Source organism: Pseudomonas sp. R2-37-08W (genome assembly GCF_003851705.1).
Lineage (GTDB): Bacteria > Pseudomonadota > Gammaproteobacteria > Pseudomonadales > Pseudomonadaceae > Aquipseudomonas.
In genome coordinates this window covers 1,339,569-1,365,663 of sequence record NZ_CP027728.1, presented here as the reverse complement: position 1 = coordinate 1,365,663, position 26,095 = coordinate 1,339,569, and the positions used below count along the sequence as shown (strand labels likewise).

Genomic DNA, 26,095 nt, shown 5'->3' with positions numbered 1-26,095 from the left:
TTAATGCCCTAACGGCTCGCTTCCAGCGTTATCACACGAAACAACAACTCGGTTTGACGCGCCATATTGTCAATATTCGCAGTGGCAAGTACCGCAATATCCTCCGCCAACAAAATATTGAGATTATCTCCCCCACCACAATCGTCACGCTATCCACCGGCAACGGCGAAATATCCAACGTAAACTTCTGCAGTACCCGCGCCGCCGCCGCTTTATACGTCAGCAACTTCCCTGCCACGGAATACACCGCCAGCAAGGTTCCACTGGCGAGGTAAAAACCGAACTCGCCTATCTCATACTCACCGTCGCCGTCAAACAGCGCGGCCATCCTGAGTTGGCGCTCGCCCAGGTCTTCGTAATCCACGATGGCGACCCGTTGGCGCTCATCGCGCAAGACCACTTCCGTGCCATCAGGGTTGTAGCGACCAGTACCGGCGCCGATGTGGGTGATTTCGGCTTTGAGGCCCTGGTTCTTTGCCTGCAGCACTTCATCCAAACCCTTGGAAGTGAAGCGCACCAGGCGCGTGATTTCATCTGTCATGGCTGCGCCCTGAGGTCGTAGTCGTTAATGGTGTAGTGCCGGGCAACGCCGACACTGTTAAGTCGAGCAGCCAATGCCAACTCCGGCAGCGCACCGTTTAAATACAGCTCGCCGTCGCTTAGCGGGGCATGAAGGACCTGCGTCAACGCAAGCCGACCTTCGGTTTCGTGAACAACCGTAATCGTCGCCTGATCCCGCTCGCTCTTGGCTGCGTTGATGCGGCGGATCAGCCGGTTGTGGTCACCACTGGACCAACTGCGCCCAATGATCGCCTGCACGTCGAAGGTATACGGCGTACCGATTGGCCGCTGCTGATACCAGGCGCTGATGTTGGGGGTGAATCCCAGTGACTCCACCGCATAGCTCAGCGCCTTGGGTGTGCCGGCCTGGCGCTGGATCTGCCAGGACAGGGCCACCGTCAGGCGCTTTTCCGATTCGCTGGCGTCGGCATCCCATTCGCTGACGCCGCGGTCGGCGGCCAGGTAAGGAAGAAATTCGCTGGGGGTTTGCAGTGGGTTCATCAACGCAGGAAACGGCGGCGTGACTCGCTCGAGCAACTGGCCGAAGCCCAAGTCCAGGGCCTTTTCCAGCGGTGAACTGTTGGCCGGCAACAAACTCGCGTCAGGTTCACTCATAGCGTACGCACCTCCACCTCGACACCCGTGCAATACGGGGCCTGGAACGCGCTGCTGACAATCGGCGCCAGCGGTTCAAGGATTTGCAGTTGCGCCGCCCCTGCACTGTGGATGGCGTAGTCGATCCAGCTGGGGTCGACGCGCCCTTCCAGGCGATGGCAGGAGTCCGCGTAAGTCTGCAGCAGTTGCTGCGCCGCCACTTGGGTCAGGCCCGAGTCCGGGCCGGCGTTGATCTTGGCGATGACGCGAATTTTGTAGGGCTGAATCTGTGCGCCCTGCACGGTGACGAGATCGGTTTCCGGCCGTACATCCGTCCGTGCGAAATGTCGGCGTACACCGTCAAGCAAATCGGCAGAGGGGGTACCGTCGCCCTCACGAGACAACACGGTGACCATCACCTCGCCGGGCGCGATACGACGGCCGTTGCCGTCCTTGACCTGTGCCGCATAGCCGTCCGGGTCGAAGGTGTAGTTGACGGTCACCACGCCCGGCGAGGCGCTCTGTACCTTGACCGTGGGTCGCTCGCCGAGGGTGAACACTTCGCGGCGATACTGCATCCGCGAGCCGGCAGCCGGAGCGTGGGGCGCCAGGTAGTAGCGCAAGCGAGCGTCGTCGTCGCTTTCCAGGGTCGGCGGCACGGGCGGGAAGGCCGCCGGGTCACCGGGATCGAGCACCTGGCGTTCAAGGCCCATGTCAGCCAAGCGCGCATCCAGATTGCTACCGGTGGCCCACCACGCCAGCATCTGCTTGATGCGTGCATTGTATTTGCGCTCATGGGTTTGCAGGCGCACGCAAAAGGCCTCGAGCGCCAACGTCAGCAGTTCACTTTCGTTGTCGAGGCTGACCTTGAGTTTGGCCGCGCTTTGCGGTGCACGGGTGGCGACGTAATCGACCACGAACGCCTTGAATTCGGCGAGCAGCGGCTCGAACTCATCGACTGCAATAATCGCCGGCTCGGCCAGTTGGTTCTGGCCAGGGATCAGCATGCTCATGTCACGACCTCGAAGGATTGTTGGCGGTTTTTCCAGGTGCCGGCAAAGCGCAGCAGCAGCCCGGCGCCCTGGCGGGTGGCGACGATGACCTCGGGCTGGAAATCGCCGATGCCGTTCTGCGCGTTATAAAACGCTTGGGCGGCGTGGCTTTGAGCGAGCAGCAGCAGGTCATCGCCAAGGTTCTGCCCGAGCAGTTGCGGGATCAGCGAGCCATACAGCGGACGCTTCTGCCGCGTGCCGACGGGTGTGGTCAGCGCTCGGGTGGCGCGCTGCACAAATTGCAGCCAGTCATCGACGGCTGCCCCGGTATTGCGATCGATGCCGATCATGGAATGTCCTTATCAGGGGCTGATGACTCGACCTTGGTGGTCTATCACCGGGCCGCTGAAGTGAGCGCCGCCGGCATCCAGCAGCAGTGCGGTGCCGCCGATTTGCAAGGTGATGCCCTGCGGGCTGAGGGTCAGGCTGGCGGCGCCGACCTTGACGTCGACCTGTTCGCGGGAAGCGCTGAACGTCGTCGGCCCGTTGACCCAGTTGAACGTATGACTGGCGTCGTCGTAGTCGCTCTGTGTGCCGTCCTGATGGCGCCGCCGGGTCAAGGACGGCACAGTGGAAACAGGCGGAAAGCGACTACTGTTGAGGCCGAACAGCGCCACAGACTGTGAGCCCCCTTCCCCACCGCCGTAGTTGAGCAGCAGGCATTGCTCGCCCACGGATGGAATACGGGTTTCGGTTTGCGCACCGGCGCTGGGGTTGAAAAAGCGGATGGCCGGCGTAAGCAACTCGCCGTGGCTGACCCTGCAGGTATTGCTGGCGGCATCGACCTGTTGGCAAACGCCAATGCGGCAGAAGCTTTCAGCGCGTCGGTAGAGGTCTTCGAGTTGCGCCTCCATCTCCGCCAGGCGCTCGACAATCGGCCCCAGTTGCATGCGTAACAGCGTGTCGAACATGGGCTACTCCGCCAAGGGTTTGTATTGATCGGGGTCATCGATATCCAGGACGTCCCAGGTAGAGGCAAACAGCGGTTGGCCTGTAGGATCATCGAGCAACACGGGTCCGAGGTAGAGGGTTTGAGTGAAGGACACTGTCCAGGTGTCGTAGTCCGTTGCTGCGGTCGTACGCCCAGAGGGAGCGGCGACGATATTCATTGGCAAATCGCACTGGGACTGGGGCAGGCTCCAACGGTTGTCCAGCACCAAGTCCATCAACTGGCTGGCCAGGTCGCAGGCATCGAACGGCAATGCGCCGGGGGCAACCATGACGGTGAGCGAAATGGCCAGGGCATGGGCCTTGCGGCCTTCGCGAGAGCGGATGCCGGGACCATTGCCTTCAACGGTGACCATCACACCGGTTTTTTCTGCGTCGTTCTGGAAGTCCTGGTGGCTGCCGACCCTGAGGTCGGGGAAGGCTGCATGCAGCGCCACGCCGATAGCCTGGGGGAGTTGGGATGGCTTTTCGATAAGGGTCATTTGAGTAGCGTCCTTGCGGTTACTGCGGGTCCTGACGGGAACCTTCATTGATCCCGATGCGCTTGGCCGCCCAGCGTTCATAAAGGCCGATGGCCACGTCGGCACCGGCCATGGCGGTCAGGCAACCAATGGCGCCGGCGGTCCAGATCGACATCCCGGCGGCGTAGCACAGCATCAGGGCCGAAACCCCGCAGACCATGCACGCCCCGGACCGGAGCGCCAGGCGCCGAATCAGCGACCAGCCGCGGGCGCCCTCCTTGTCGGCGCGCCACATTTCGCCGGACACCCCGCCGATCAACGCCAATATAATCACCAGCCAGATAGGCATTTCCGCTAACGCTTGTTGTTCGTTTGTCATGTCACGCCTCCTGGCTGAGCACTGAATAGTCCGTTTTTCAATTACACATACTTCGATAGGTAGGCATTCCAAAAAGCCCGGTTGCCCAGGCTTTTCAGTAATGCTGTCTGCGGACTTTCGGCGCTACTGGCGCGGTACGGTCCTTTCCTCAATGTTTTTCCGACCACGATCCCTGTCTGCCGGATAACTGCTTCTGGTGCTTTACGCTGCACACCCGGGTCAGTTGCCAACCCTCTGAACCGTTAAGGCCGGTTCATCGCTGCCTGTTTTTGAAGCGCTACCACTAAAGAGCGTCGGCATCCTTGCCGGTGTTGCCTGGCATCCTTGCCATCGCTTCGATGGCGTCCTTGCCGGTGTTACATGCCTTCCTTGTCTTCCTTGGCAGCATCCTTGCCGCCTCCACCAGGCCTTGTTGGCTGGCTTGAGATGAAGAATATGCATGTATGCATATACAGTCAATGCACAAATGCATTTATTTTTATCACACGGATGCGCTCATGCATGAAAAGCCTGACGAGCCGGAGGTTTGCCGGTTTTCTGCAGACGAAAAAAAACCCGCTCGTTGGCGTAATGCTGTTCACTTAAGCATTTGAGTCCAAGCCGGGCTTTCTAGAGAATCCGATGTCAGACCCCTGGCATCGGATTTTTTTATGCCCATTCAGCAGCAGTTGCTCGACCTCGGCGATCTCTTCAATTTTTCTGACCTGAGCACCTTCACTCAGAACATCCCTATCGAGTGGGTAGCGAGTGCGCTGAACCTCTCGGCGCAAGCTACGATACGACGGCGCCGTTTGCCGAGCGATCAAGTTCTTTGGCTAGTTTTGGGCATGGCTCTGTTCCGCGATGAGCCTGTTCATGAGGTCGCCAGGCGTTTGAATATCTGCGCGCAAGGCTTGGCTTCTGATCAGTTGCTGGCCCGAAGCGGGGTAACTGAAGCTCGCAAAAGGCTGGGCGCTGACCCAGTTGAATCGCTGTTCCGTCAGACCGGTAAACATTGGGGCAACGAGCGCTACGAGGGAGATGACTGGAACGGTCTACAGGTCTTCGCGGTGGACGGTGCACTACTGCGAACTGCTGACTCACCTGAGCTCAGAGAACATTTTGGCTCCGGTAATACCGGCACCGACCGTCAGACCCCGTTTCCGATGCTGCGGCTCGTTGCGCTGATGAATGTCCGTTCGCATGTCATCCTCGATGCGCAGCTCAGCCCTTATCGGGGCAGTGAAATGCGGTTGGCCGGAACGTTTCTGGGGCAAATTCCGGACAATTCGATCACCTTGTTCGACAAAGGCTTCTGGGGCGCGGATCTACTGCTAAGCGTGGTGGGCGGCGGCGCGAACCGACACTGGCTGACACCTGCTCGCAAGAATTTGGTCATGGAGGAAGTAGAGCGCTACGGCGAGCACGACCGTCTCGTCCGGATGAAGGTTTCCCCTCAGGCACGTAAACGAAATCCTGAGTTGCCCCTGAGTTGGGAAGTGCGTGAAGTTAGCTATGAAAGCCATGGAAAAGTCAGATCGCTGCTTACCTCTTTGCCTGTCGAGGACTACGACACCGCAGCTGTGGCTGAGCTGTACCTGGAGCGATGGGAGATTGAGCTGGGCTTCAGGGATATCAAAAGCTCGATGCAACAGAACGCGGTAACGCTGCGCAGTAAGAAAGTCGAGCTGATTTATCAGGAGGTCTGGGGGCTTTTGCTGGCTTATAACATTATTCGTCGAGAGGCCAGCCAAGCCGCTGTAGCGTTCGGCCGCGCACCTTCGGATATACGGTTCAAGCCTGCCTGCCAGTACATAGCGGTGCAGTTGATAGTGATGGCAGCCGCTAATCCGGTATCGGCAACAGGAAGGAGGCTAAGCGAGCTGAGGGGAGGAGTAGGAGGAATGTTTCTGGATCACCGCCCAAGGCCGGGAAGGCCAAGGACGGTGAAGATTTCCAAAACCCGGTACCCAGTGGACCGTAAGGCTGCTCCGCTTAAGTGAACAGCATTACGCTCGTTGGCGGGCTTTGTCTTACGTAAGTAGGTCAGCGGGCATACATGCCCCACCAGAACACATGGCCGAGGATGCTGATCTGCTCATCCTGGATATCCTGGAAGCTGTAGTCCTCGTCCGGATGCTCGTCACGATTGAAACTGCGCAGACGAATCCCGGACGGCAGGCGGTAGAGCTGTTTCACCCGCAGCTGGCCATTATGATTGATGGCATACAGGTCACCATCGACGATGTCGCCAATCCCGCTCTTGCCGGCATTCACTCCCACCGTCGCGCCATCGCGCAGCACCGGCAACATGCTGTTGCCACGTACCGTCACGCATTTGGCCTGGTCAAACTGCACGCCGTTATGCCGCAGGCTGCGCTTTCCAAAGCGCAGGCTGGCCTTCTCGCTTTCCTCGATGACGAATCTTCCTGATCCAGCAGCCAATTCAACCTCGCGCAGAAAGGGGATCGACACCTCGTCATCATTAACGGGGGTGTCGTCGTCCCACAGGCTTATGTCCTTGAGTTCCGAATGCATCGGGTCGCGCCCATCATCACGCAACGCCCCCACTGCGGCACGCCCGCGCAGGTGATCGGTGCTGACGCGGAAATATTCGGCGATGCGAGAGATGTGTTTGTCCGACGGATCAACGATCTTGCCGCTGAGGATCCGGGACAGTGTGGATTGAGGCACGCCAGTGCGCCGATGAAGCTCCGTGGGAGAGATTCGGTCGCGATCCAGCAGCTCTTTCAAGACGATAGAAACGTTGCGTTTTTGCATAACCGGAATAGTGACGAGAGTTTTTGCGGATGGCAAATGCTAATTTGCATATTTATGCATTAAACAACCTGATCCGGCGATCCTGAAACAAAATACTGTATATACGAACAGTCAATCAGACTCTATTATCCCTTGCACCTCGATGTACCCCCAGGGTAACGGGATATAACAGGGCACAGATTGACACCTGCACTTGCTTATCGACAATTCAAAGCCTATGTATAAACTCTGTAACAACCTAGCCAGCAACGACGGAGGTGCTCATGGCTTATTCAGCTCTAGCTGTCGCTAACGCCTTCATTGAACGCGCGAAGGAAGGCAAGCTTTCAGGCCTGACGCCGATGAAGCTGCAAAAACTGCTGTTCTATACCCAGTCCTGGCATCTGCGCGAGCGGGATCAGCCGCTTATGGATGATCACTTTGCCCGCTGGCAATATGGCCCGGTCATTCCATCGCTTTATCATGAATTGAAATCCTATGGCAGCCGCCCGGTGACTTCGCTGCTCAGCAATTTGAAGCCCGACGACGAAGACATCGTTTTCGTTACACCGAGGATTCCCGACAGCGACACCTATGCCCATCGCCTGATTGACCGAATCATCAGCAAATACGGCAACTGGTCCGGCACCCAACTGTCCAACCTCTCGCACGAGGACGGCACGGCCTGGGCACTCAGGGGCGCCGACGGTTCCGCCATTGACTGGGAAGACATGGCAGCACTCATTCACCCAAAGAGCCGCATCCGTGAGTGAGGAACTCGACAACCTGGAACTCACCCTGCCCCCCGTGGCAGGGCCGGACCAGGACTCCCAAGCCGGTGGCGAGCAGGCCGTAGGCACCGACGATGAAAGAAACCAGAACCTGAAAGACCAAAAGGCCGAAAGGCAGCTGCGCAAGAAATACGCGGGGCGGGCCTTTTGGTTTGCCGCCTGCGGCGTGATCTTCTGGGCGGTCCTCCTCGTGTGGAATGGCTGGTCGACGTATTACTCCGGTAAAGCGCCGTTCTCGGATAACGTATTAATGGCCATCACCACCGCAACTTCGATCAATCTGTTTGCAGCGTTCCTGGGTGTTATCAGAGGTTTGTTTCCTGCCAGCGGTCGCAGGGCAAAGTAAAGCCTCTACACACGGCACTTCATGCACCTTTAATGCACAGCCGCTTTTCTTCCCGCGTATTACCTAGCCTTTTGCAACCTGCGAACCCCCGACCTCGCGTGTTAACCTTGCCGCCATCGCAAAAATGCTGGGCCAAGCGCGCCCTTTGCCCCATCACTTTCAACGAATCTGCCTATTACCCAATGAGTAAAAACGCCTCCGATCTGTCCTCCCACACCCCAATTGTGTAGGGGTATGTGGGGGATTTTGAGGGATAGGCCCGTGGTTGCGGGCCGTGACGCTCGTTCAAGACAGTTTGCACAAATGCATAATGGGCATTGGATGGCATAGAATGGCGTATGGTTTGCCCCATTTTTGCCCCATAAGGGCCGCCCTATCGTTCTTCGAACCCATCGGCAACTGCAAACGGAGCACTGCCAGTGCAGCGACAGGCGCGCCTCTCTGCGGCCAAGTCGATTTTACACTACACTACTTCGCAGTCCCTCCCCTTGCTGACATCGCTGGTCTACTCTCGATTTCGAAAACTCGCATTAGGAGCCTACATGGCACCCCCCAAAAAAGAGAATTCCATCAGACTTGAAATTGGGGAAATACTCAACAACGCTGTCAGCTCGATCCAATTAGGGATCGAAGACTATGAAACTAGCCGTACTACACCCGCAAGAGCAATTTCAGCTGCCAGAAACATTTATGCAGGCGTGCTATTACTCTTCAAATACAAAATCGCATCATTAGCAAAAACACAAGAACAAGCTATCGAATTAATATTCAAACCTCAATCTATATTACCAAGCATTGATAGTAGTGGCGACATCAAATGGAAACCTAAACCTCACGCAAAGGACACCATTGATACTTCTATGATCAAAGCGCGCCTGGAAAGTTTATCTATATACCATGACTGGAATGTAGTAACCCGCTTGAGAAACAGCAGGAATGCGTTAGAACATCTTCACCCAACAGATCCAACGAGTAAGATCCAAGCCCTAATTGCCGATTTGTTTCCTATGCTCCAAAAATTCATCACGGAGGAACTCTACGAAGCTCCGGCGGCGCTTCTTGGACGCTCCTGGTCCAAAATGCTAGAAACGCACGACTTTTTAGAGTCCAATCGTACACGTATAGAGATGGAATGGGACGCTCTGAAACTTCCGGAATCGGCACGCATTCTGCTAAACAGCGTTGAATGCCGAGCATGTGGGTCGTCACTGCTACAGCCTTGTAAAGCTGACGTAGACGCCAGCATACCTATCAATGTTTCAGAATTTCGATATGAATGTCTCGCATGCCACCAGACTGAATCATTGATTGAAATATTAGAAGCAGAATTCGCCTTAGCGCACGAGCCCGTATTCGCTACAGATGACGATTACGAATTAATTCGTGAATGTAACTCTTGTTACATTCGTATGTTTTTAATCGATGACAGTTTATGTCACTGGTGTGGCGCAACAAATGAATGGCCTAAGTGTCATCATTGCTCTAGGCCAGTTAGCGCACTTGTAAAGGATCATGGAGGGGGATTATGTGATCGATGCTCTGAGGACGAGTGGCTCCTTCAGAACAGGTGATACGCACATTATTCAACTAGCATTTTATTTACAGTCGACAACCCATAATTGATTGAGGCGCGTAGTGAAACTCTGGCTCATCATCTCTCTACGCATCCCCCACTCGGGGCACGCAGGTACACTAGCAGAGCGCAAAGTGCCCCTTCCCCACCGCCCGTTGATCTGATCCAACACGGTCATCACTCTTGTGGCTTCGGCAGATTGCGATGCAGCGAACAGATCATCGGTAAACTCTCCGGGCTGGCATAAGTTGAGCAGCATCACCTCTGCCTTGCTGTACTTGAAGCCTGGCCGGAATATTCGTTCGAGCGCGCCAATCGCCGCCTGGGTGAGCAGACGAACGTCGTCAGTTGGGTACGGCATATCTACCACCACACCGTTGGCGTATTTCGCTTCTTCAGGATTGAACATCCCAGTGCGGATACAAACGCGCACCTTCTTGCACAGCGAGTTCTGGGCGCGAAGCTTCTCAGATGCTCGCATCATGTAGGTGGCCACCGCCTCTTTAATAGGCGGCAGTTCCGTCAGCCGCTGGCCGAACATGCGACTGCAACAAATCTCCTGCTTTGGCGGGTCAGGCTCGTCCAGCTCCAAGCAAGGCGTGCCGCCCAGCTCCCTGGCCGTCTTCTCGATCACAACGCTGAACTTCTTGCGGAGCGTCCATGGGTCGGCCTTAGCCAAATCCATTGCAGACTTGATTCCCATCGCATCGAGGTGAAGTTTCATCTTTCGCCCAACGCCCCACACCTCCGCCACGTCCGTATTACGCAGCACCCAGTCTCGCTTAACCGGGTCGGTGATATTGACCACACCACCGGTCTGCGATTGCAGACGCTTCGCGGTGTGGTTTGCCAGCTTCGCCAGCGTCTTTGTATGAGCGATACCCACACCAACAGGTATGCCGGTGCAGCGCAGTACCTGGGCGCGGATCTGTCGGCCTAACGCATCCAACCCACTGATACCGGTCAAATCGGCGAAAGCCTCATCAATGCTGTAAACCTCAACTGCCGGCACCAACGCCTCGATCAGGCTCATCACGCGCTCGCTCATGTCGCCGTACAGTGCATAGTTGGAGGAGAACGGCACAATGCCGTGTTGCTTGAGCTTGTGCTTGATCTGGAAATACGGCTCGCCCATCTTGATGAACGGCTTCGCGTCGTAACTGCGCGCGATGACACAGCCGTCATTATTGCTAAGGACCACAATGGGTACCTTTGCCAAGTCCGGCCGGAAAACCCGCTCGCAACTGGCATAGAAGCTGTTGCAGTCAACAAGCGCAAAGGTCGGTTGCGGCTTAGACATGGCTGCGCACTGTGCTGGTGATCACACCCCAGATTGACAGCTCATCCCCTTCGAGAACGTATCGCGCCGGGTATTTGGGATTTTCTGACAGAAGGACGACCTCCCGGCCGCGCTTACATAGGCGCTTGCAGACGGGCTCATTGTTCAGCAGAGCCACCACCACATGCCCGTGCGCCGGCTCGATGGCACGATCCACCACCGCGAGATCACCTTCGAAGATACCAATCCCCTGCATGCTTTCCCCGGTGATGGCTACCAGGTACACATGCGGTGCGCGGATATTCAGGACCTCATCCAATGAGATGTGCTGCTCAATATGATCCGCCGCCGGCGAAGGGAAGCCAGCTGGAACCTGGAACGAACACATAGGCAGCTTCACGCCTGCCTCGGCGATAGGACCTAAAATGGTGAAGCTCATGATGCGGCCTTTTACATGCACTGTACGAATGTACAGTTAACTTTGTAGGACGCGTGCGGTCAATTTTTCTGTAGGGGATTTCGACAGACGGAGAAGGCCTATGTGCGGAAGATTTGTGCAGTACGAAGGGATGGCGATCTTCATTGAAGAACTGAGCCCCCAAATAGAGCTATTCAGCGGCTATGACGCTCAGCCAATTGATCGCTACAACGTCGCTCCGTCGACAAGGGTTCAGTTGTTGCACGCCGCAAAGGATGGGCTGCATATCGATGCAGTCAAATGGGGATGGGCGCCGTTCTGGGCCAAGGGCAAACGCCCCGACCCGATTAACGCACGCGTAGAGACGGTCACCACGGGAAAGTTCTTCAAGCAACTTTGGCCGAATGGCCGAGCCCTGGTGCCGAGTGAAGGGTGGTATGAGTGGGTCAAAGACCCTGACGATCCGAGGAGAAAGCAACCCTACTTCATTCGCCTGAAGAGTCAGAAACCCATGTTCTTTGGTGCACTTGCCCAAGTTCATCCTGGCCTGGATCCACACGACGGCGACGGGTTCGTGATCATCACCGCCGCCAGTGATCAGGGCATGGTGGACATACACGACCGCAAGCCGCTGGTGCTGACGCCAGAGCACGCTAGGGAATGGATCGACCCCGACCTTACTCCAGCCCGCGCCGAGGAAATAGCAAAGGAATGTTGCCAGCCTGTGGAGGACTTTGAGTGGTATGCGGTTGGCAAAGCAGTGGGAAGTGTGAAAAACCAGGGGGCTGACTTACTGCTGCCAGTGCCATGCAAGGATGTTTGATGCTATCAGAACAGTCCTCCCAATGCGGCTGGCTCCCAGTTCATGATCACCAGTTCACCACTAACCTCACTCTTTCCTTGCCGTTGGTTGGATGTGCTGTAACGAATGTCCACCATCTCAAAGTGAAACCCCTCAAACACCCGCCGGATATCAGGGTGATCGTTGATGCTGACCATCACCTTGCCTTTGCAGCGCCGCATAAAGTCGGCCATGCGCTCGTAATTCTCAAATGGGAAGTCCACGCCATAGCCGGCCGTCTGCCAGTAAGGTGGATCCATGTAATGGAACGTATGGGCACGGTCGTAGCGCTCGGCACATTCAAGCCAGCTCAGGTTTTCAACATACGTGCCGGACAACCGCTGCCACGCTGCAGACAGGTTTTCCTCGATCCGCAGCAGATTAATGGCCGGGCCGGTCGTTGCAGTGCCGAACGTTTGCCCCGTCACTTTGCCGGCGAAGGCATGGTGCTGCAGGTAAAAGAATCGGGCGGCGCGCTGGATGTCGGTGAGGGTTTCCGGACGGGTCATCTTCTGCCACTCGAACACCTGGCGGGAACTGAGCGCCCATTTAAACTGGCGGACGAATTCCTCCAAGTGGTTTTGCACGACACGGTACAGCGTCACCAGGTCGCCGTTGATATCGTTAAGAACTTCAACAGGCGCTGCCTGGGGACGCATGAAGTAGAGCGCGGCACCGCCAGCAAAGACTTCAACATAGCATTCGTGTGGCGGGAAAAGCGGGATAAGGCGGTCGGCCAGGCGGCGTTTGCCGCCCATCCAAGGGATGATAGGTGTAGACATAAAAAAGCAAGACCTTTGCTGTATGGATAAACAGTGCTAGGCTCGCTCCGCTTTGTGCACGAAGCAGGAGCCTTGGCTGGACTTGCAGGGATGGTCTGCGGGGAAGGTGGCCGGGTTGGATGTTGACGCATCCTGCCTGGCCGCTCCTTTTATTTCGGTGTAGAAACTTCTTTTGCGTAAGCCTGACAGGCCCGCAGGGCGATCAATCCTCGGTCGCCGGCATCGGTGATTCCGATAATTCGTTGAGCATGCGCTGGGTCAAGTTGGGCTCTTGTGGGGCCATGAACCACGCGGCCGGTGGCGGTGGTGGTTGGCACTGAACAGCTGCCGGTGGTTTCGGCGGCGGCGAGTACGACTGACAGCCGCAGATCAGCAGTAGCCAGGCGATCACGCAGACGAGCCTGCTTGATTTGCTCATCGGTCAATTCCTTGTAGTGGGTTTCGTCTTTGTTCTGCAGGCGGAGCTCCAGGGCACGGCGCTTGTCCTGCTCGGTACGCTGCAGAGCAGCAGACGCTTTGGATATTTCGTTGAGGGTTTCCGCCTGCAGGCGGGCTTGCCGCTCCAGCACGCTGCCATAACGCCAGTCCTGAGCAGTCCAGGCCAATGCTGCAGATCCTGCGACCACCGCCACTAACAGCAAGCTGATAGCGGCGATACGAAACTGCGCGGGGATCAGATCGAAGAGACGCATAACACCGCCCTCGCCCTGGCCCACAACTGCAGCCGATCCTCCAGGCCATTAAGGCCGCCGTTGATCCGGCGAGTGATGGTGTTGAACTGGTCTTGATCCGCTAGCGCGTTCAGCCCGTTTACAGACCAGAACCACGCCGCCGACTCTGCCGCCCATTGCGGCTGCTCGAGCAGCTCGGGGGTGCGCAACAATCGCTCATCGCCGAACAGTGCCAGGCTGCAGCGCAGGTAGTTATCGTGCCCGGTTACCTGGATCAACCCTCGGCCACGATAGTGTTGACCATCACCATCTGCAGCTGGGGTATTACCAAGCTTGGCAGCCAGAGTGCCGGTATCGTATTTACTCAGGTATTGATCCCCGCCCAGTTCGCGGACGTACTGCAGTTGACCGGACTCGTGACCAAGCTGCGCCAGGAAAGCAGCCTGACGTTTCGGTGTATTGATCTGCCGATGCGCCATTGCCGCGTTCAGGGCAGATACAAAAACGCCCGCTTGGCGGCGGGCGTTTGGCATGATGCGTTGTAGCTGTTGTTCAGTGATGGTCATAAAAACTCCGGACAAAAAAATACCGCACTTAGGCGGCGGTGGATTGCATTACAGCTTCTCGACGCTCACGACCTTGAGCGGCTTCGTTTCTTTCTTTTTCTTACCCTTGGATTTGCCTTGCTTGCCGGCATTGCACTCGACCGTGGTCGACCAGCCAGATTGGGTAAACACCTGCTCCACCGAATCCGCCAGGTATTCGCCATCCAGCCCGACCTTGAAGCCCTGGGCGTTGATCACGCGCTCGGCAAAAATGTCAGTCCGGCCTGGCATCTCGAAACGCACGTCGGCGGTCGAGCGATTAAATGCAGCTAACCGTGCTTTGGCTGCTGACTCAGCAGCGGTCTTGTTCGGATAGATATGCCGATCCGTGTGCACCGCCGGCAAGCCGTCCGGCGCATCCTCGTTGTCGATGGTGACCACCGCCAATTTGCCGTCCTTTTTGTTCTGATGCTTAGTCGCCACGGCCTTGTGCGAATTGCGATCCCCTAAGCTGAACTGCCAGCGACTGAGATCGCTGCGGGTCAACGTGATCGCGCCGAACGTTTTGCCGCTGGCTGTCTGCCCTCCCTGGCGCGGCATCACCAACAGCTTGCCATCCGCGACCTTGGCTGTGCAGTCGTATTGCTTAGCCAGACGCGTGATGAAATTAAAGTCGGACTCGTTGAGCTGATCTACACGAGCGACCTTCGTCGCCACCGGACAGCCTGCCTGCCAGCCATTTCGAGCCGCGATGTCGGCCACGATCTTCGACAACGGCGCATCCTCCCAGCTTCCGCTGCGGATAGTCTTACCACTGCCGCGCATATCGCTGGCTTTACCCTTGATCACAATCGTGTCCGGCGGGCCGGAAACTTCGACCGTGTCGACCGCGTAAAGCCCTAAGCGCATCAAAGACGTTTCGGCATAGCCCAGGTGAATCTCGATTGAGCTACCGCGCCGGGGCAACTGCACCTGGCCGTCACGGTCATCGATACGCAATTCAAACTCGTCGGACTCCATACCCGGCTTGTCAGAAGTCCTAAGCAACAACAATCGATCATTGATCTTGGATGTAATATCGGCACCGTCGGCAACGATACGAAAAGTGGGGGTCATGTTTTTTTTCCAAAGAAAAACCCGCACAGGGCGGGCTGGATACAAAGTGTTCTTACGCTTAACGCAACGGGCCGCACGGAGTCAGTCCCACAAGCTAATCCCTTCCTCAGTCGGGACTGGCAGATCCGGTAGCACGATCACCACACCTGCGCGGAAAGGCTGGGGCTCGTCTGCCAGCCCCTGATTGGCATCCAGCACGGCCTCGACACTGCCGTTCAAGTGCCCATAAACGTTATTGCAAATGACGTCGAGCATGTCCCCGTCAGACGTTCTGCATGTCGTCGCCATAGCGCGTGAACTCCAGAGTGAATACTTGTTTACGCGGAATACCGCCGTGCAGCAGCGCGCCCTGTTCCTCGTTGATGGACTTCAGGCACCAGGTGCCGATCACCTCTCCATAGCCGGTGGTCAGAGTCAGCGGCTGTAGCCGGCCGCCGATGGTGCGCAATGTGTCAAGTTGCTTGAGCCCCCCTTTGAAGCCTGGGTAAATCGTACCTTTGAGTGTGAGCTTTTCATCGCCCATGCCCACGGCCTGCTGCGCCGGGCGCCGCGATAGTCGCTCCTGTGAAGCCCAGCGGAATTCAGTCGAGCGACTCAATTCGTCGAAGGCCGCTGTATCCAAGTTGAAGTAGTACGGCTGAATTTTAGGATCCCTGGGCTGAATGATCAGCAGGTGCGGAAATGGCTTCACCGCTTCCGGCGCCGGTGTGGCATCCACGGCAAATGCGCTGGTGGGCACGATGTTTGCCAACGACGGATTGACCTTTCCGGCGACCTTGTTGATCGCCGTCGCAGCTTTTCCCGCCTGCTCCTTCAGCGCCCCCATTCGCTCCTGCACTTCGGCGGCGCCCCGTGTCGCACGACTGTACACTGCCAGCACCTGGCCGGCCTTGGCCTGTGCCGCATCCACGCCGCGCATCACCCGCTGGAGCTTGGCACCGACAGCAGGCCCCACGAACGGGATATTTTCCAGCTCGGCCGCTGCACCCGTTATCTCCCTTATTGCACCGTTGACGGGCCCAAGCATGCCCTCAGCACTACGTCTACCAGCCTCCCCGGCTTCTACCAGGTACTTGAAGCCCGACTGCATCTGTTCCATATAAGCCATAGGCCCTCCTTACAGGTGCGGTTCGTCGTACAGCTTCGCGGCGTTTTGCTTCGCCGCATCAGCCATCATTAATCGCATGTGCGGCATGAGGTCTTGCGCCAAGCGTTGCGGGTCCTTCACATCCCCTTGCACCGTAACCGGCATATTCAGCGAATACTGAAACTGCTGATCCACTTTGGCCGGGGCAGGCTTTTCCGGCTCTTTGGGCTGGATTGCTACAGCCGCTGGCTTGGTCGGCGCTGACACGGCTAGAGAGCGCGCGACATCACCCAGGACCGGCGCTTGCGGTGCAGGTGCCATCAGCAATGCACCCGAACCGTCCGCCCGGTTGAATGACTTGCCCATAGCGGCCAAGCTCGGAATGGCTGGGCCCGGTCGAGGCGCCATCAGCAACGGCGTCACCGGTGGCGCGGGCTTTTCGTCCTCCCCTCCGAACCACGACTTACCTGCAGCGCCGCCCAGCGCCGAACCACCCATGCTGCCTAAGTAAGCGCCTACCAGCCCACCAATAGCAGTGCCAATGATAGGCACCACCGAGCCAATAGCCGCCCCTGCAGCAGCACCGGCCATGGTGCCGGCGAGATTGCCGGCGGCAGCGCCATAACCCTCGGCCTTTTCGTCCTTGGTCTTAGCATTCTCGTAGGTGTCAAAGGCCATGGCGCCGGCCTCGATGAGCGAGCCACCAGGTATTGCCTTGGCGGCTTTTCCGATCTTACCGACCGCTTGCACAACCCCGCCCAGTTTCGCTATCGCCCCGCTTGGGATAGAAACTGGCGGGATAAGCGGACGCGGGACCGGTGCTGCAGGCAGTGGTACCGGTGAACGTGGAGCCAGTGTTGCAGGCCCTAGCAGCGGCGGACGCGGAACCAGTGCCGCAGGCCGTGGCAGCGGCGGACGCGGAACCGGTGCTGCAGGCAGTGGCAACGGCTGACGCGGGACCGATGCGGCAGGCAGTGGTACCAGCGAACGCGGGACCGGTGCGGCAGGCCGTGGTACCGGCGAACGCGGGACCGGTGCGGCAGGCCGTGGTACCGGCGAACGCGGGACCGGTGCGGCAGGCCGTGGCAGCGGCGGACGCGGAGCCGGTGTGGCTGGCCGTGGTACAGGCGGACGCGGCGCCGGCACCCGAGCACGCAGCGAGGTCGGCCGACGTCGCGGGATAATACGTCTTGATCCGCGACCACGTCGGCGGCCTTCACCTGGCCCCCCTGCAGGCCCCCTCATCGTACTCAAGTTAACGACGAAAACCTTTTGGACGCCGTCGCCACTCGCCGCAGCATCTTCACCTCTCGCGCCGTCATCGTCAGATACCGCTTCTTTAGCTAGCGAAACCACTTTGAGGCCAGTCGCGACAATGTCTAACTTGCCGGTCTTGTTCTCATCCTTTCCCTCCCCATCAGTCGATTCACCCTTGAGAGCGGCTACTGCCTTGAGCCCAGTCTCAACTAACGACAGGGCCTTGCCGGTCTTGCCTTTAGCTTCGCCGCCCTTTCCGACGCCCCCAGCGCCATCCTTGGAGTTGGTCACAAAGACCTTTTGCACTTCGCCGGATTTGCCACCCAACGATCCCCGCGCGATGTTGAGCAAACCTTTAGCGATTTTGAACGAACTGAGCAGCCCCTTGAGCGCGACAAGCCCCCCACCGACCGCCGCGATGCCCGTCACCACACCTGGTGCGCTGTCAGACAGCGAGGTAATGCCCTTGGTGACTTTGGTCAGGGCTTGCGCCACGGTGTCTGTGACCGGCCGCAGGGCGTCCCCGGCGCTGCGCATGGCGTCATCCATTGACTGGGCCATTTCGGCCCACTTCTGCGACGACGCCTCACGTCGCTCGCTGAGGTTCTTGTCGAGAATGCCAGTTGCATCGCGTGAATCGTTTTTGAGCTGGCTATACAGCGCCTTGTTCTGCATGTAGGCAGACAGCGCGGCCTTGACCTGCATGTCAGCGAACAGGTCGCCAGTGCGCAAGGATTCCTCCAGCGAGGCCATCATGGCCTTGGCTTTCTCCGGGTCCGACTCCTTGCTGATCTTCGCCGTCGCCTCAGCCATCGCCGCCGCGCGCTTCGGATCCGTGGCCTGAATGTACTTCTGCGCCAGCGACATACTGGTTTCAAGGGTGGACATACCGTTTTGCAAACCGGTTTGCATCGAACCCTTGTAGTCAATACCAGCCTTTGCATACGCCTTGACGGTGTCGCCGGAGCCGATCTTGCCCATCCAGTTCTTGAGATTGTTTGCCGCCTCATCGGCGCCGCCGGCAGATTTCATCTGCACTTGCAGCATGGCACCCAACTGTGTAACCGCATCCATGCCGGTAATGCCGAGGCTGCCCATGTTCGCCAACAGCTCAGGAAACCACTTAGCCATGTCGGCCGCTTCAAAGCTACCTGCCTGCCCTTGGTAGGCAATCGCTTCCAAGGCCTGCTGCATCTGCCTAGGATCTGTGATCTTGGCATTCTGCCCCAGCGCGTTGATCATCTTTGCTGTATCAACACCGCTCGACCCTTGCCCCACGACAAACTTGGCCGCGACTGGCGCATATTCCAAGGCCTTGCTCAAGTCCATGCCGGCGCCAACCAATTGGTTAACCACATCGGCTACATCGTTACGGGCCATGCCCGTGTCGCGCGACGTATCAATGATCTTTCGAGACATCTCCTGCTCTTGCGGTTTGTTGGCAATGCCGGCCTTGATCGCGATATCACGAACAATGGCCCCAAAATCCGCACTGACCTTGGTCGGAACAGCCAGCATGCCGACACCGACGACAGCGGCTCCAACCGCGCTTTTCATGCCAGTCTTTCCAGCATCGATCTGCTGATGCCCTTTTGCTTTGAGCTCCGCCTTGATGGCTGTCTGCCCCATAGAGCGATAAGCTTTCTCCAGTCGGCCGACCTCGATTCCCTGTTTTTTCAAACTATCGAGGTTGGAATTCAACCGGCCCAACAACTTGGTCGCGCCCTCTGATCCGCTGTCGTGGGCTTTCTTCCATTCGTCGCGCAGGCGAATGGTGTCACCGATAGTGCGCTGCAGGACACGCGCCTTGTTGCCTTCGGCCTCAAGACGCTTGATGCGCCCCGTTACATCTTTAAACGCAGCACCGACTGTCGAACTGACGGCACCGCCGATCACCAGCCCGAGGGCAATTTTGTTTGCCATGTCGCGGCCCTCATTTAGATAGCCTTATCGAAGGCGGCTCAGTCCGTGAGCCACCACACCATTTCTGCAAACGGCATCGACAAAATCTCAGCAGCGGAAAATCCTGTTTCCGCCGCCAGACGTTTCGCGGCCATTTTCATGACGTGAGGGTTAAACCCCGTCGTCTTGGTCCAGACGAAAATAGCCGGCCTGCAGGCGGTTAAAATCCACCAGCTTCAGGCCCTCCAGATCCGCGACAGGCGCACCGGCAAGCGAGGCAAACAAAATCAATTCCCGCTGTTCGTCGTCCCCGCCCGCGTCACGATTAGCCGCACGCACATCGCCCACTGTCGGGGAGCGCAGGGCCAAGGTATCAACCGATACCCCATTGATTACGCTCGGGCAGGTAAGGGTGACCTGGGCCCGATCAGTGTTGACCGACAGCCACGACGGCATCGAGTCCGAATAGTCGGTATCAGGCACCAGGTGCGAATAAGCGGCTTGAACACGGCGGTAGTCCGCCAGCTTCAGGCCTTCAAGATCCTTAACACCCACCTCTGCCAAACCCGCAAACAACATCAGCTCACGCTGTTCATCGTCGCCGTTAGAGGCGCGGTCGGCTGCTCGGACTTCCCGTACTACCGGAGCCCGCAAGGTCAATGTTTCGACCAGCACGCCGTTGGCATTGCTAGGTCGCGTGAGCGTTACGACGGCTGCAAGCGCAGTGAGTGATAGCCAAGCCGGTACTGCTTTAGACGTTGCTTTATTCATTTGGATCTATTCCCTTAGAGGCCGAGTGCGGTGCGCACTTCAAGGAGTTGGTCTTTGCCATCGATCACCTGAACACCTGCGACCATGTCGATTTCGTACATGAGGCGCCCGTCGATTTCGAGCTTGTAATAAGCGACTGCCACGGCGTGCTTGATCTCAGCAGGGTCACCGGCTTTCCAGTCCCCCAGGTCGAGCTCCTTGAGGCGACCGCGCAGGGTAGCGACAACCGCCGTGACAGCCCCTTTCTGCCCCTTGAAGGCACCCCGGAACGTCGCATTGAAAGCGGTGCCATCGGCCAGACCGAAGTACTTCAACGACTCTCGGCGCACGCCCTTGGTAACAAAGGACGCCTCCATTTTTTCCAGGCCTTGGTCCATCTCGATCGCACCGGCCATGCCGCCAGCACGATACTCGTCAGTTTTGGTGGTCAGCTTTGGCAGCGTAAGGCTCGGCACGTCGCCAGCGAAGTTCACGCCGTCGACAAACAGGTTCGTGTTAAACAAAGTTTGAGGAATCATCGACTAGGCCCCTTAGGCTGCTTCAAGAACTTCGGTCATCCACTGATCGGTGACTTCGAAAAGGAAATTCGGGTTTTCTGCCGGCGGCACGTCGGTGAAGCGGATGCGCCAATAAACTTTGCCCTGGCCGATCTGGCTGGCAGTGTTCAGCTCGGTGTCCGGGAACACCTCAAAATTGATAATCGCGCCCTGGGCTTTGAGGTCGCGCATGAACGCATCCAGCCCATCCGTAACGTCCTTGACGTAGGTCTTGGTGATCGAGCGGTCAACAGCCCATTTATGGCCGGCCTGCACAGCATCCATAAGGATGAACAGTGTGCGAACGCGCGTGACAAACGCCCACTTCGGATCGCTCGACAGCGTGCGGTTACCCCACAAGCGATAGCCGTCGTCGCGAATGATCGTCGCGATATTGGCGTTGTTCAGCAGGTTGGCCCGGCACGTCTCATCGCCGTCCAGGTACTCGACAGCTCGGGTTGTACCAGTGAGACCGGTAAACTCTTTGTTAGACGGCGAGGCCCAGAAGCCGTATTCAGCGTCGGTCCAGGCGAACAGGCCCGCCGCCCAGGCCGAGGCCGGCGCATCAACTGTCTTGCTGGACTCGGTGTCCCAGTACTGAACGCCCGGATCGACCATGAACAGGTTGCGACTGCCAAAGTTATCGGCATAAAGCATCGCTGCCTCATCCGTGGTGCCAGGGCCATCAAGAATGCCGATTGCCCGCAGCTTCTGCGCCACGCTATCAAGCGCGGTAGCGACCGCCTGAGTGGCCGTGTGACCCGGCGCAATCAACAGCCGCGGCTGCGCGTTGTACAGGCTTTTGCCATCGAGTAAGGCTTGTAGCCCGGTACGCTGACCCGAGGCCAGAACGCCGCCAATGATCGCCGAGGTTTGCAGCGCCGCGTCTTCGAGCTTCGGCACGCCGATGGCAACGATCACCGCCTTAGCCTTCGCGTAGATCGCTTTACAAGCCCTGGTGATAGCCGAGTCAGCGCCGAAGGCAGCAATAGCCTCGCGCTCGGTGGTGATCAACTTGAGCTCGCCGGCCTTGGCGGTACCGCCGCCGAGGACGCCTGGGGTGAAGGTGTCGCAAAGTCCGACAATGGAAGACGAGGGCAAGGAAATAGTACGCGCACCTGTCTTGATATCAGTCGTAGTAACGCCGTGAAAGAAACTCATAAAGCGAATGCTCCAGAAACGAAAAAGCCCCGCATAAGCGAGGCCGGGTGGGTGTTTTTGTTACGTGTCGCGGAATACAAAACGCCCCGACAGTGCGGGGCGTTATTGGGTTTGTAGCGCGATCCAGCTAGGTTTCTTGGGTCGGTATTTCTGAACTGGAAATTTTGTTGATTGAGGCCAGTCGCGCAGCAGCTGCATATACGCCAGCAGCTCACCATACTCATCCGAGGTCAATGAAGTCGCACTGCCTAACTCAACCTCATCACGGTGACGCTCACGCAGCCATGCGACACCTTGAAGTTCCAGGTCTCGCCAGCGCCGCTCTTCATTCGCCGTTTCTTCAACGGTCTTCTCTGGCAAGGTTTGGCCGCCATCGGCGACCCACTCCAAGTAAGTTACCCAGTCTTTGTTGCCCATATCTTCCGGGATGAACACGCGGTCACTCATCCGCCGGACGCCGGCTGGGGTGAATCTGTACTCAGTTGTATCCATAGTCATCACCTCAGAGTTCCGCTTCGGCGGTCCACTCAATTTGCAGTGTGTAGCCAGGAATGGACCCAGCCGGCGGCAGGCATGAAAGCGCAAAGCCTGTTGCCCATAAGCTCTGGATATTCGTGGAGGTGCAGGGTTTGGCGGAGGACTGTGCCCAGATCTCCGACGAGTTATCACCAGGTGAAAACAATTTCAACGTAGGAACAACGCGTTTCACTTCCCGGAAGTCCATACGCAAGGCTGACTGTGAGGCCTGTGCTGCTGCGGATTGCGTGAAGGTGGCAATACAGGTCGACGGACCGTTGTTGGATTTCAGGGGATGATCCTGCAGGAAAGACTTTTCAAAGTAGCGCAAGCACGCGCGGTACTCCTCCTGGTGCGTCCTGTAATCGTATGGCGTCGCCACGCTGCCGGACTCGACCTGAACGTTGGTAATGTCCGTGTAGTGGGCACCCGTTCCCCAGCTGGCAAAGATGACTTCCAGGAAGTCGTTCGCAACACCCTTGTTCTTGTTCACTACGCCGCCCAGGTCGAGGGTCACTACGTATTTTTTGTATACCGTCGTCAACTCCACTGAGGTGCCCACATCGACGTTCGGCTCGGTTGAGTTCACCCCGAAGTTCTGGCGAAGAATCACCGCACACGTATGTGGAACGCTGGTTTTCATATAAAACGAGACGGTGACCTTCCCGCCGGCCAGTGTTTCGACGTTCTCGATACGCTGACTGAGGTTCCAGCCCTGGCCTTCACCCTGGCGCGAAAGTCTCAGAGCAAACTTTGCCTCGTTGATATTGGCATCCTGCTCGAGCGGCAGCTGGCTCCAATTGCAGGTGGCGTTTTTGGGGCTGTAGATCATCCAGCGGTCCGGGCCGAACGTGCTTTCTGGGTCACCATTGGCTTTTCCGACGACGCCGGACTTGCCTCGCTGCCAAATCTGGAAGGCGCCATTGATCAACCGGTTTTTTCGGAAGACGTGCACAGGAAATACCTGCTTGGGGCTTTCGATCTGAGCTCGTACCGACTCGGTATTGGAGCTACGTTTAGACCTGTCATCAACGGGCGGCGTTGGAACGTTTTGCCCCGCAGACCATTGAAAGGCCAGAGGTGTAGTTCCAAGAACTATCGGACCATCGGAGATCAGTTGCCAGATAGTGTCAGCGTTGGCTGTACCCCGCTCGACTGTGACAAGCAAACCAGGCGTAACCTTATCGCTGGTGTCCGCATCAACCGTGCGCACCCACGAATCAGCGCTGACCAGGTACAGCCCGTTGTCCTTTGCCTGAACTTGATCTTTAACCAGCACCCGCGAACCCGCTGGCACCGCGAAACCGTCGATAGCTTGAACGCCCGCCAGGACCACTGGGCCCGTGGTTGCAACTAATGCCGAATGTTTAAAATCAAGTCTGTTGACCGCATTCGCTACCGAGTCGTCAACATACTTTCGAGTAGCGTTTACAACAGCCGGGTCTATCAACAACACAACATTAGTAGAACTTGAAACAACAAAGTTCATCCGTATAACTTGTGTTTTACCAGACCCTTGGGCTAGCAGCGACTTGTAACTTGGCGCGCAATTAGCTACGGCAACCAAATCTCCGTCAGAATCGAAAAGCCCCAATTCACGAATCCAGAACCCACCTTCATCCGCCGGAATAATCTGCTCGGCGACTAGGATCCCAGGGTTAGTCGGATGAGGCTCCAGGCTATTCAATGGAGCCCGGCGGCGCTCATTAATCAGTGTTTTCTGTGAGCGATCAGGGATAGGGTCAGTACCGTTTGCGTCCCCTACAGCCATATGGGTCAGCTTCCAAGTTAGCAGCCCTGCATCTGACTTAACTTGCTTTGCCTCGCCAACCGCCGTCAGTAACGCGAAAAACTTCGAATTAGCATCAATCATGTGTATACGTCCAAATGGTCTATGGAATGTTCGCGACCAGGCACCCCGACATGGCAGTCAACCGAGATAGGTTCGGGCGCAGGAGGATAAACTTCTATTTCATCTATGGAACACTCTCGAATCCCGCTTCCGATAAAACCTGTCACCTCGATGTCACTAAGTACCGGCGGATAAACATCAATAACTTCTCCGTCAGATATGCTTGCGAAAATGTTTATAGCCCCGGTGGATTCCAGGCTAATCGCAAGACCAGTCAGGTGACGGCTGACGGGTTTGGCGTCATCAATCAGCCGCTCCAGTTCCTGATACATTTCCTCAGTGATACCGGTGTCCAACACCCCGACCTTTAACGCAAAGGTGCCTGGGGTCCCTTCGGGCCTCATGTTGAACCACTCGATAATCTCGATCAGGTAGCCCAGAGGCTCTACCACACGGCGTAACGCGCCGATGGTGCCCTTGTGGGCATGTATGTAATAAGAAGCCTTGATGGCGGCGCGTTTGGTCGCCTCGGTCCATCGGTAATCCCAGCGATCCACCGACCATGCCCATGCCAGATGCGGCAGCAAATGCACCGGGCAGGTATCAGCGTTGTAGAGGTCGCGAAGCGGGACAATCGTTTTCTCGAAAAACGTAGCCTCCATGGCCCGCTCAAGTTGCGTGCTGTTGATCGGCAATAGACTTTTCATGTCAAGCCGCCAGCGTCACGGTGTAGCCCGTACAGTACGCCGCCTGAGCTTTGGTCGGGGCCAAGTCCTGCCAGCCGACCAACTCAACCCGAGAAACGCCGGCAACGTGTAACTGAGCGTCTACACCGGAACGTGCCACTTCAACGCCAAGCCGTTTGCGCGGATTGATCCACGCCGCCAGTCGACTTTTCGCCTCGGCTAAACTGGCATCAGCTTCTGGGCCCGCGCTGGTCATGTGCAGGATCGCCTTGATTTGGTAGCGGATCACCTGGGCGCTCTGAACCGTCACTCTATCCCCCACCGGCCGCACATCATCGTCATTCAGTGCAGTTGCCACCGTGGCGAGCAGCTCAGGTGAAGCCTCCCCTTCCCCGTCCAATCCAAGCACCGTTACCGTCACGTAACAAGGCGCAGGGCTTTCGGCCGTGGCATCCGCCACCAGCCCCGAGGCGTTACGTGCATGCAGGATGTAGCTGTTACGCGGGCCGGCCGTTGTCAGTCCCTCATAGGCCAGCTGGATGCGCTCTCGGAACGCATCATCGTCTTCTTTGACTTCTGGAACCGGCGGAAACGCCAGCAGGTCCTCAGCTTGAATGACCAGGCGCTTGAGGTTTACGTTGGCCCCAAGGTGATCAAGGTCACCGCGTATGGCGTGCGCCAGCAATACCGCTTTGCCGGCGTCATTGACTCGGGCGCGGTTGCCGACCTTGATGTAAGCGCCAACCTCCAGCACTTTAAGCACCGGATCGCTCTCCAGCGCAGCAGTCCAGTTGCCCCCCATGTATCCGCGAAAGACCCCCAGCCCCTCCTGAAAAACCTCTTCGAAGTCCAGCGGCTCCAACACGGTCGGCGCCGGCAACGACGACAGGTCCACAATACTCATACGGCCACCTCCAGCGTGACGCTGTCGCCCAGGTACTGCCCGACGATCTTCAGGTTAATTTGCCCGCTGATAACGGAAATGACGCGCACTTGATCCAGCTTCAAACGCGGCTCCCAGCGACCCAGTGCGCGGGCGACTTCCGCCTGCACGGCGCTTTTCCAGCCTTCGGTGACGGGCAAGTCAACAAATCGCCGTAGCTTGCTGCCGTAAGCCATCCGATGCCGCCGGCTTCCCAACGGCGTGCCCAATATGTCTGGAACCGATTGCCGCAAGTGTGCGATGCCGGAAATGGGTTGGCCGGTATGGCGATCCATTCCGATCATTGTG

General features: G+C 57.5%; 29 protein-coding genes and 2 pseudogenes. 5 read left to right on the top strand and 26 right to left on the bottom strand.

The genetic code is table 11. The features are described from left to right. Positions 1-8: 8 nt before the first annotated feature. From C4J93_RS06115 to C4J93_RS06085, 7 genes and pseudogenes are all read right to left on the bottom strand, one after another. A pseudogene (locus C4J93_RS06115) lies at positions 9-541 on the bottom strand (hypothetical protein). Beyond that, complete coding sequence (locus tag C4J93_RS06110) at positions 538-1,176, bottom strand: phage tail protein I (protein ID WP_124428855.1); 639 nt, start codon at positions 1,174-1,176, stop codon at positions 538-540. The pseudogene C4J93_RS06115 and the gene C4J93_RS06110 overlap by 4 nt, the downstream one beginning before the upstream one ends. Further along, positions 1,173-2,168 carry a baseplate J/gp47 family protein gene (locus C4J93_RS06105; protein WP_124428854.1) on the bottom strand — a complete coding sequence of 332 codons (996 nt, stop codon included), beginning with the start codon at positions 2,166-2,168 and terminating at the stop codon, positions 1,173-1,175. Before C4J93_RS06105 ends, C4J93_RS06110 begins: the two co-directional genes overlap by 4 nt. Continuing rightward, positions 2,165-2,497, bottom strand: coding sequence for a phage baseplate protein (locus C4J93_RS06100; RefSeq protein ID WP_124361531.1), 333 nt, complete (start codon positions 2,495-2,497; stop codon positions 2,165-2,167). Before C4J93_RS06100 ends, C4J93_RS06105 begins: the two co-directional genes overlap by 4 nt. A 12-nt stretch (positions 2,498-2,509) precedes the next feature. After that, positions 2,510-3,118: a phage baseplate assembly protein V gene (locus tag C4J93_RS06095; RefSeq protein WP_124366021.1), complete on the bottom strand. Its 609-nt coding sequence runs from the start codon at positions 3,116-3,118 to the stop codon at positions 2,510-2,512. A gap of 3 nt (positions 3,119-3,121) precedes the next feature. Further along, positions 3,122-3,637 carry a hypothetical protein gene (locus C4J93_RS06090; protein ID WP_124366020.1) on the bottom strand — a complete coding sequence of 172 codons (516 nt, stop codon included), beginning with the start codon at positions 3,635-3,637 and terminating at the stop codon, positions 3,122-3,124. Positions 3,638-3,656: 19 nt separating this feature from the next. Beyond that, positions 3,657-3,995, bottom strand: coding sequence for a phage holin family protein (locus C4J93_RS06085; protein ID WP_124357270.1), 339 nt, complete (start codon positions 3,993-3,995; stop codon positions 3,657-3,659). 650 nt (positions 3,996-4,645) lie between these two features. On the opposite strand from C4J93_RS06085, the gene C4J93_RS06080 reads away from it, so the two are divergent. Next, a complete protein-coding gene (locus tag C4J93_RS06080) occupies positions 4,646-5,977 on the top strand; it encodes an IS4 family transposase (RefSeq protein ID WP_372238146.1) in 1,332 nt (443 codons plus the stop codon). A 43-nt stretch (positions 5,978-6,020) separates the two neighbouring features. Here C4J93_RS06080 and C4J93_RS06075 read toward each other — a convergent pair whose 3' ends face one another. Then, entirely contained in the window at positions 6,021-6,755 is a 735-nt protein-coding gene (locus tag C4J93_RS06075) for an XRE family transcriptional regulator (protein ID WP_124428853.1), read from the bottom strand. Between the two features lie 263 nt (positions 6,756-7,018). Between C4J93_RS06075 and C4J93_RS06070 the strand changes: the two genes are divergently transcribed. The 3 genes from C4J93_RS06070 (at position 7,019) to C4J93_RS06060 (ending at position 9,442) form a co-directional block, all read left to right on the top strand. Next, complete coding sequence (locus tag C4J93_RS06070) at positions 7,019-7,507, top strand: Panacea domain-containing protein (RefSeq protein ID WP_124428852.1); 489 nt, start codon at positions 7,019-7,021, stop codon at positions 7,505-7,507. Further along, positions 7,500-7,871: a hypothetical protein gene (locus C4J93_RS06065; protein WP_124428851.1), complete on the top strand. Its 372-nt coding sequence runs from the start codon at positions 7,500-7,502 to the stop codon at positions 7,869-7,871. Before C4J93_RS06070 ends, C4J93_RS06065 begins: the two co-directional genes overlap by 8 nt. A 542-nt stretch (positions 7,872-8,413) precedes the next feature. After that, complete coding sequence (locus tag C4J93_RS06060; protein WP_124428850.1) at positions 8,414-9,442, top strand: hypothetical protein; 1,029 nt, start codon at positions 8,414-8,416, stop codon at positions 9,440-9,442. Between the two features lie 24 nt (positions 9,443-9,466). Here the strand turns inward: C4J93_RS06060 and umuC are convergent, their stop codons facing one another. Both umuC and C4J93_RS06050 read right to left on the bottom strand, forming a co-directional pair. Continuing rightward, a complete protein-coding gene (umuC, locus tag C4J93_RS06055; protein ID WP_124428849.1) occupies positions 9,467-10,744 on the bottom strand; it encodes a translesion error-prone DNA polymerase V subunit UmuC in 1,278 nt (425 codons plus the stop codon). Next, entirely contained in the window at positions 10,737-11,162 is a 426-nt protein-coding gene (locus C4J93_RS06050) for a LexA family transcriptional regulator (RefSeq protein WP_122749465.1), read from the bottom strand. Before C4J93_RS06050 ends, umuC begins: the two co-directional genes overlap by 8 nt. 100 nt (positions 11,163-11,262) lie before the next feature. Here C4J93_RS06050 and C4J93_RS06045 point away from each other — a divergent pair, with 100 nt between their 5' ends. Beyond that, complete coding sequence (locus C4J93_RS06045) at positions 11,263-11,964, top strand: SOS response-associated peptidase family protein (RefSeq protein WP_124428848.1); 702 nt, start codon at positions 11,263-11,265, stop codon at positions 11,962-11,964. Positions 11,965-11,969: 5 nt separating this feature from the next. Here C4J93_RS06045 and C4J93_RS06040 read toward each other — a convergent pair whose 3' ends face one another. The 16 genes and pseudogenes from C4J93_RS06040 to C4J93_RS05970 all read right to left on the bottom strand — a co-directional run bounded on the left by C4J93_RS06040 (position 11,970) and on the right by C4J93_RS05970 (position 26,091). Next, entirely contained in the window at positions 11,970-12,764 is a 795-nt protein-coding gene (locus C4J93_RS06040; RefSeq protein ID WP_124428847.1) for a DNA adenine methylase, read from the bottom strand. A gap of 149 nt (positions 12,765-12,913) precedes the next feature. Continuing rightward, entirely contained in the window at positions 12,914-13,456 is a 543-nt protein-coding gene (locus tag C4J93_RS06035) for a lysis system i-spanin subunit Rz (protein WP_124428846.1), read from the bottom strand. Then, positions 13,438-14,001, bottom strand: a complete 564-nt coding sequence (locus C4J93_RS06030) for a glycoside hydrolase family 19 protein (protein ID WP_124428845.1) — start codon at positions 13,999-14,001, stop codon at positions 13,438-13,440. The genes C4J93_RS06035 and C4J93_RS06030 overlap by 19 nt, the downstream gene beginning before the upstream one ends. Before the next feature lie 48 nt (positions 14,002-14,049). Continuing rightward, the gene (locus C4J93_RS06025) at positions 14,050-15,096 is read right to left on the bottom strand and encodes a phage late control D family protein (protein WP_124428844.1); all 1,047 of its coding nucleotides are present in this window, start codon (positions 15,094-15,096) and stop codon (positions 14,050-14,052) included. An 81-nt stretch (positions 15,097-15,177) separates the two neighbouring features. After that, positions 15,178-15,384 carry a tail protein X gene (locus C4J93_RS06020; RefSeq protein WP_059397059.1) on the bottom strand — a complete coding sequence of 69 codons (207 nt, stop codon included), beginning with the start codon at positions 15,382-15,384 and terminating at the stop codon, positions 15,178-15,180. Beyond that, entirely contained in the window at positions 15,359-16,204 is an 846-nt protein-coding gene (locus C4J93_RS06015) for a phage tail protein (RefSeq protein ID WP_124428843.1), read from the bottom strand. Before C4J93_RS06015 ends, C4J93_RS06020 begins: the two co-directional genes overlap by 26 nt. 9 nt (positions 16,205-16,213) lie before the next feature. After that, a complete protein-coding gene (locus C4J93_RS06010; protein WP_124428842.1) occupies positions 16,214-19,363 on the bottom strand; it encodes a phage tail tape measure protein in 3,150 nt (1,049 codons plus the stop codon). Positions 19,364-19,513: 150 nt separating this feature from the next. Then, a complete protein-coding gene (locus C4J93_RS27315; RefSeq protein WP_059397108.1) occupies positions 19,514-19,798 on the bottom strand; it encodes a phage tail assembly protein in 285 nt (94 codons plus the stop codon). A gap of 87 nt (positions 19,799-19,885) precedes the next feature. Continuing rightward, positions 19,886-20,113: pseudogene (locus C4J93_RS27310) on the bottom strand (phage tail assembly protein); the annotation flags it as partial. 14 nt (positions 20,114-20,127) lie between these two features. Next, complete coding sequence (locus C4J93_RS06000; RefSeq protein WP_056783396.1) at positions 20,128-20,631, bottom strand: phage major tail tube protein; 504 nt, start codon at positions 20,629-20,631, stop codon at positions 20,128-20,130. A gap of 12 nt (positions 20,632-20,643) precedes the next feature. After that, the gene (locus C4J93_RS05995) at positions 20,644-21,810 is read right to left on the bottom strand and encodes a phage tail sheath family protein (protein ID WP_124428840.1); all 1,167 of its coding nucleotides are present in this window, start codon (positions 21,808-21,810) and stop codon (positions 20,644-20,646) included. 102 nt (positions 21,811-21,912) lie between these two features. Continuing rightward, positions 21,913-22,257 carry a phage tail assembly chaperone gene (locus tag C4J93_RS05990; protein WP_256657780.1) on the bottom strand — a complete coding sequence of 115 codons (345 nt, stop codon included), beginning with the start codon at positions 22,255-22,257 and terminating at the stop codon, positions 21,913-21,915. 55 nt (positions 22,258-22,312) lie between these two features. Then, positions 22,313-24,199 carry a phage tail protein gene (locus C4J93_RS05985; protein ID WP_124428839.1) on the bottom strand — a complete coding sequence of 629 codons (1,887 nt, stop codon included), beginning with the start codon at positions 24,197-24,199 and terminating at the stop codon, positions 22,313-22,315. Further along, positions 24,196-24,885 (bottom strand): phage tail protein I, encoded by a 690-nt coding sequence (locus C4J93_RS05980; RefSeq protein WP_124428838.1) that lies wholly within the window; start codon positions 24,883-24,885, stop codon positions 24,196-24,198. Before C4J93_RS05980 ends, C4J93_RS05985 begins: the two co-directional genes overlap by 4 nt. 1 nt (position 24,886) lies before the next feature. After that, complete coding sequence (locus C4J93_RS05975; protein ID WP_046071194.1) at positions 24,887-25,768, bottom strand: baseplate J/gp47 family protein; 882 nt, start codon at positions 25,766-25,768, stop codon at positions 24,887-24,889. After that, positions 25,765-26,091, bottom strand: coding sequence for a GPW/gp25 family protein (locus tag C4J93_RS05970; RefSeq protein ID WP_078820567.1), 327 nt, complete (start codon positions 26,089-26,091; stop codon positions 25,765-25,767). Before C4J93_RS05970 ends, C4J93_RS05975 begins: the two co-directional genes overlap by 4 nt. Positions 26,092-26,095 lie beyond the last annotated feature (4 nt).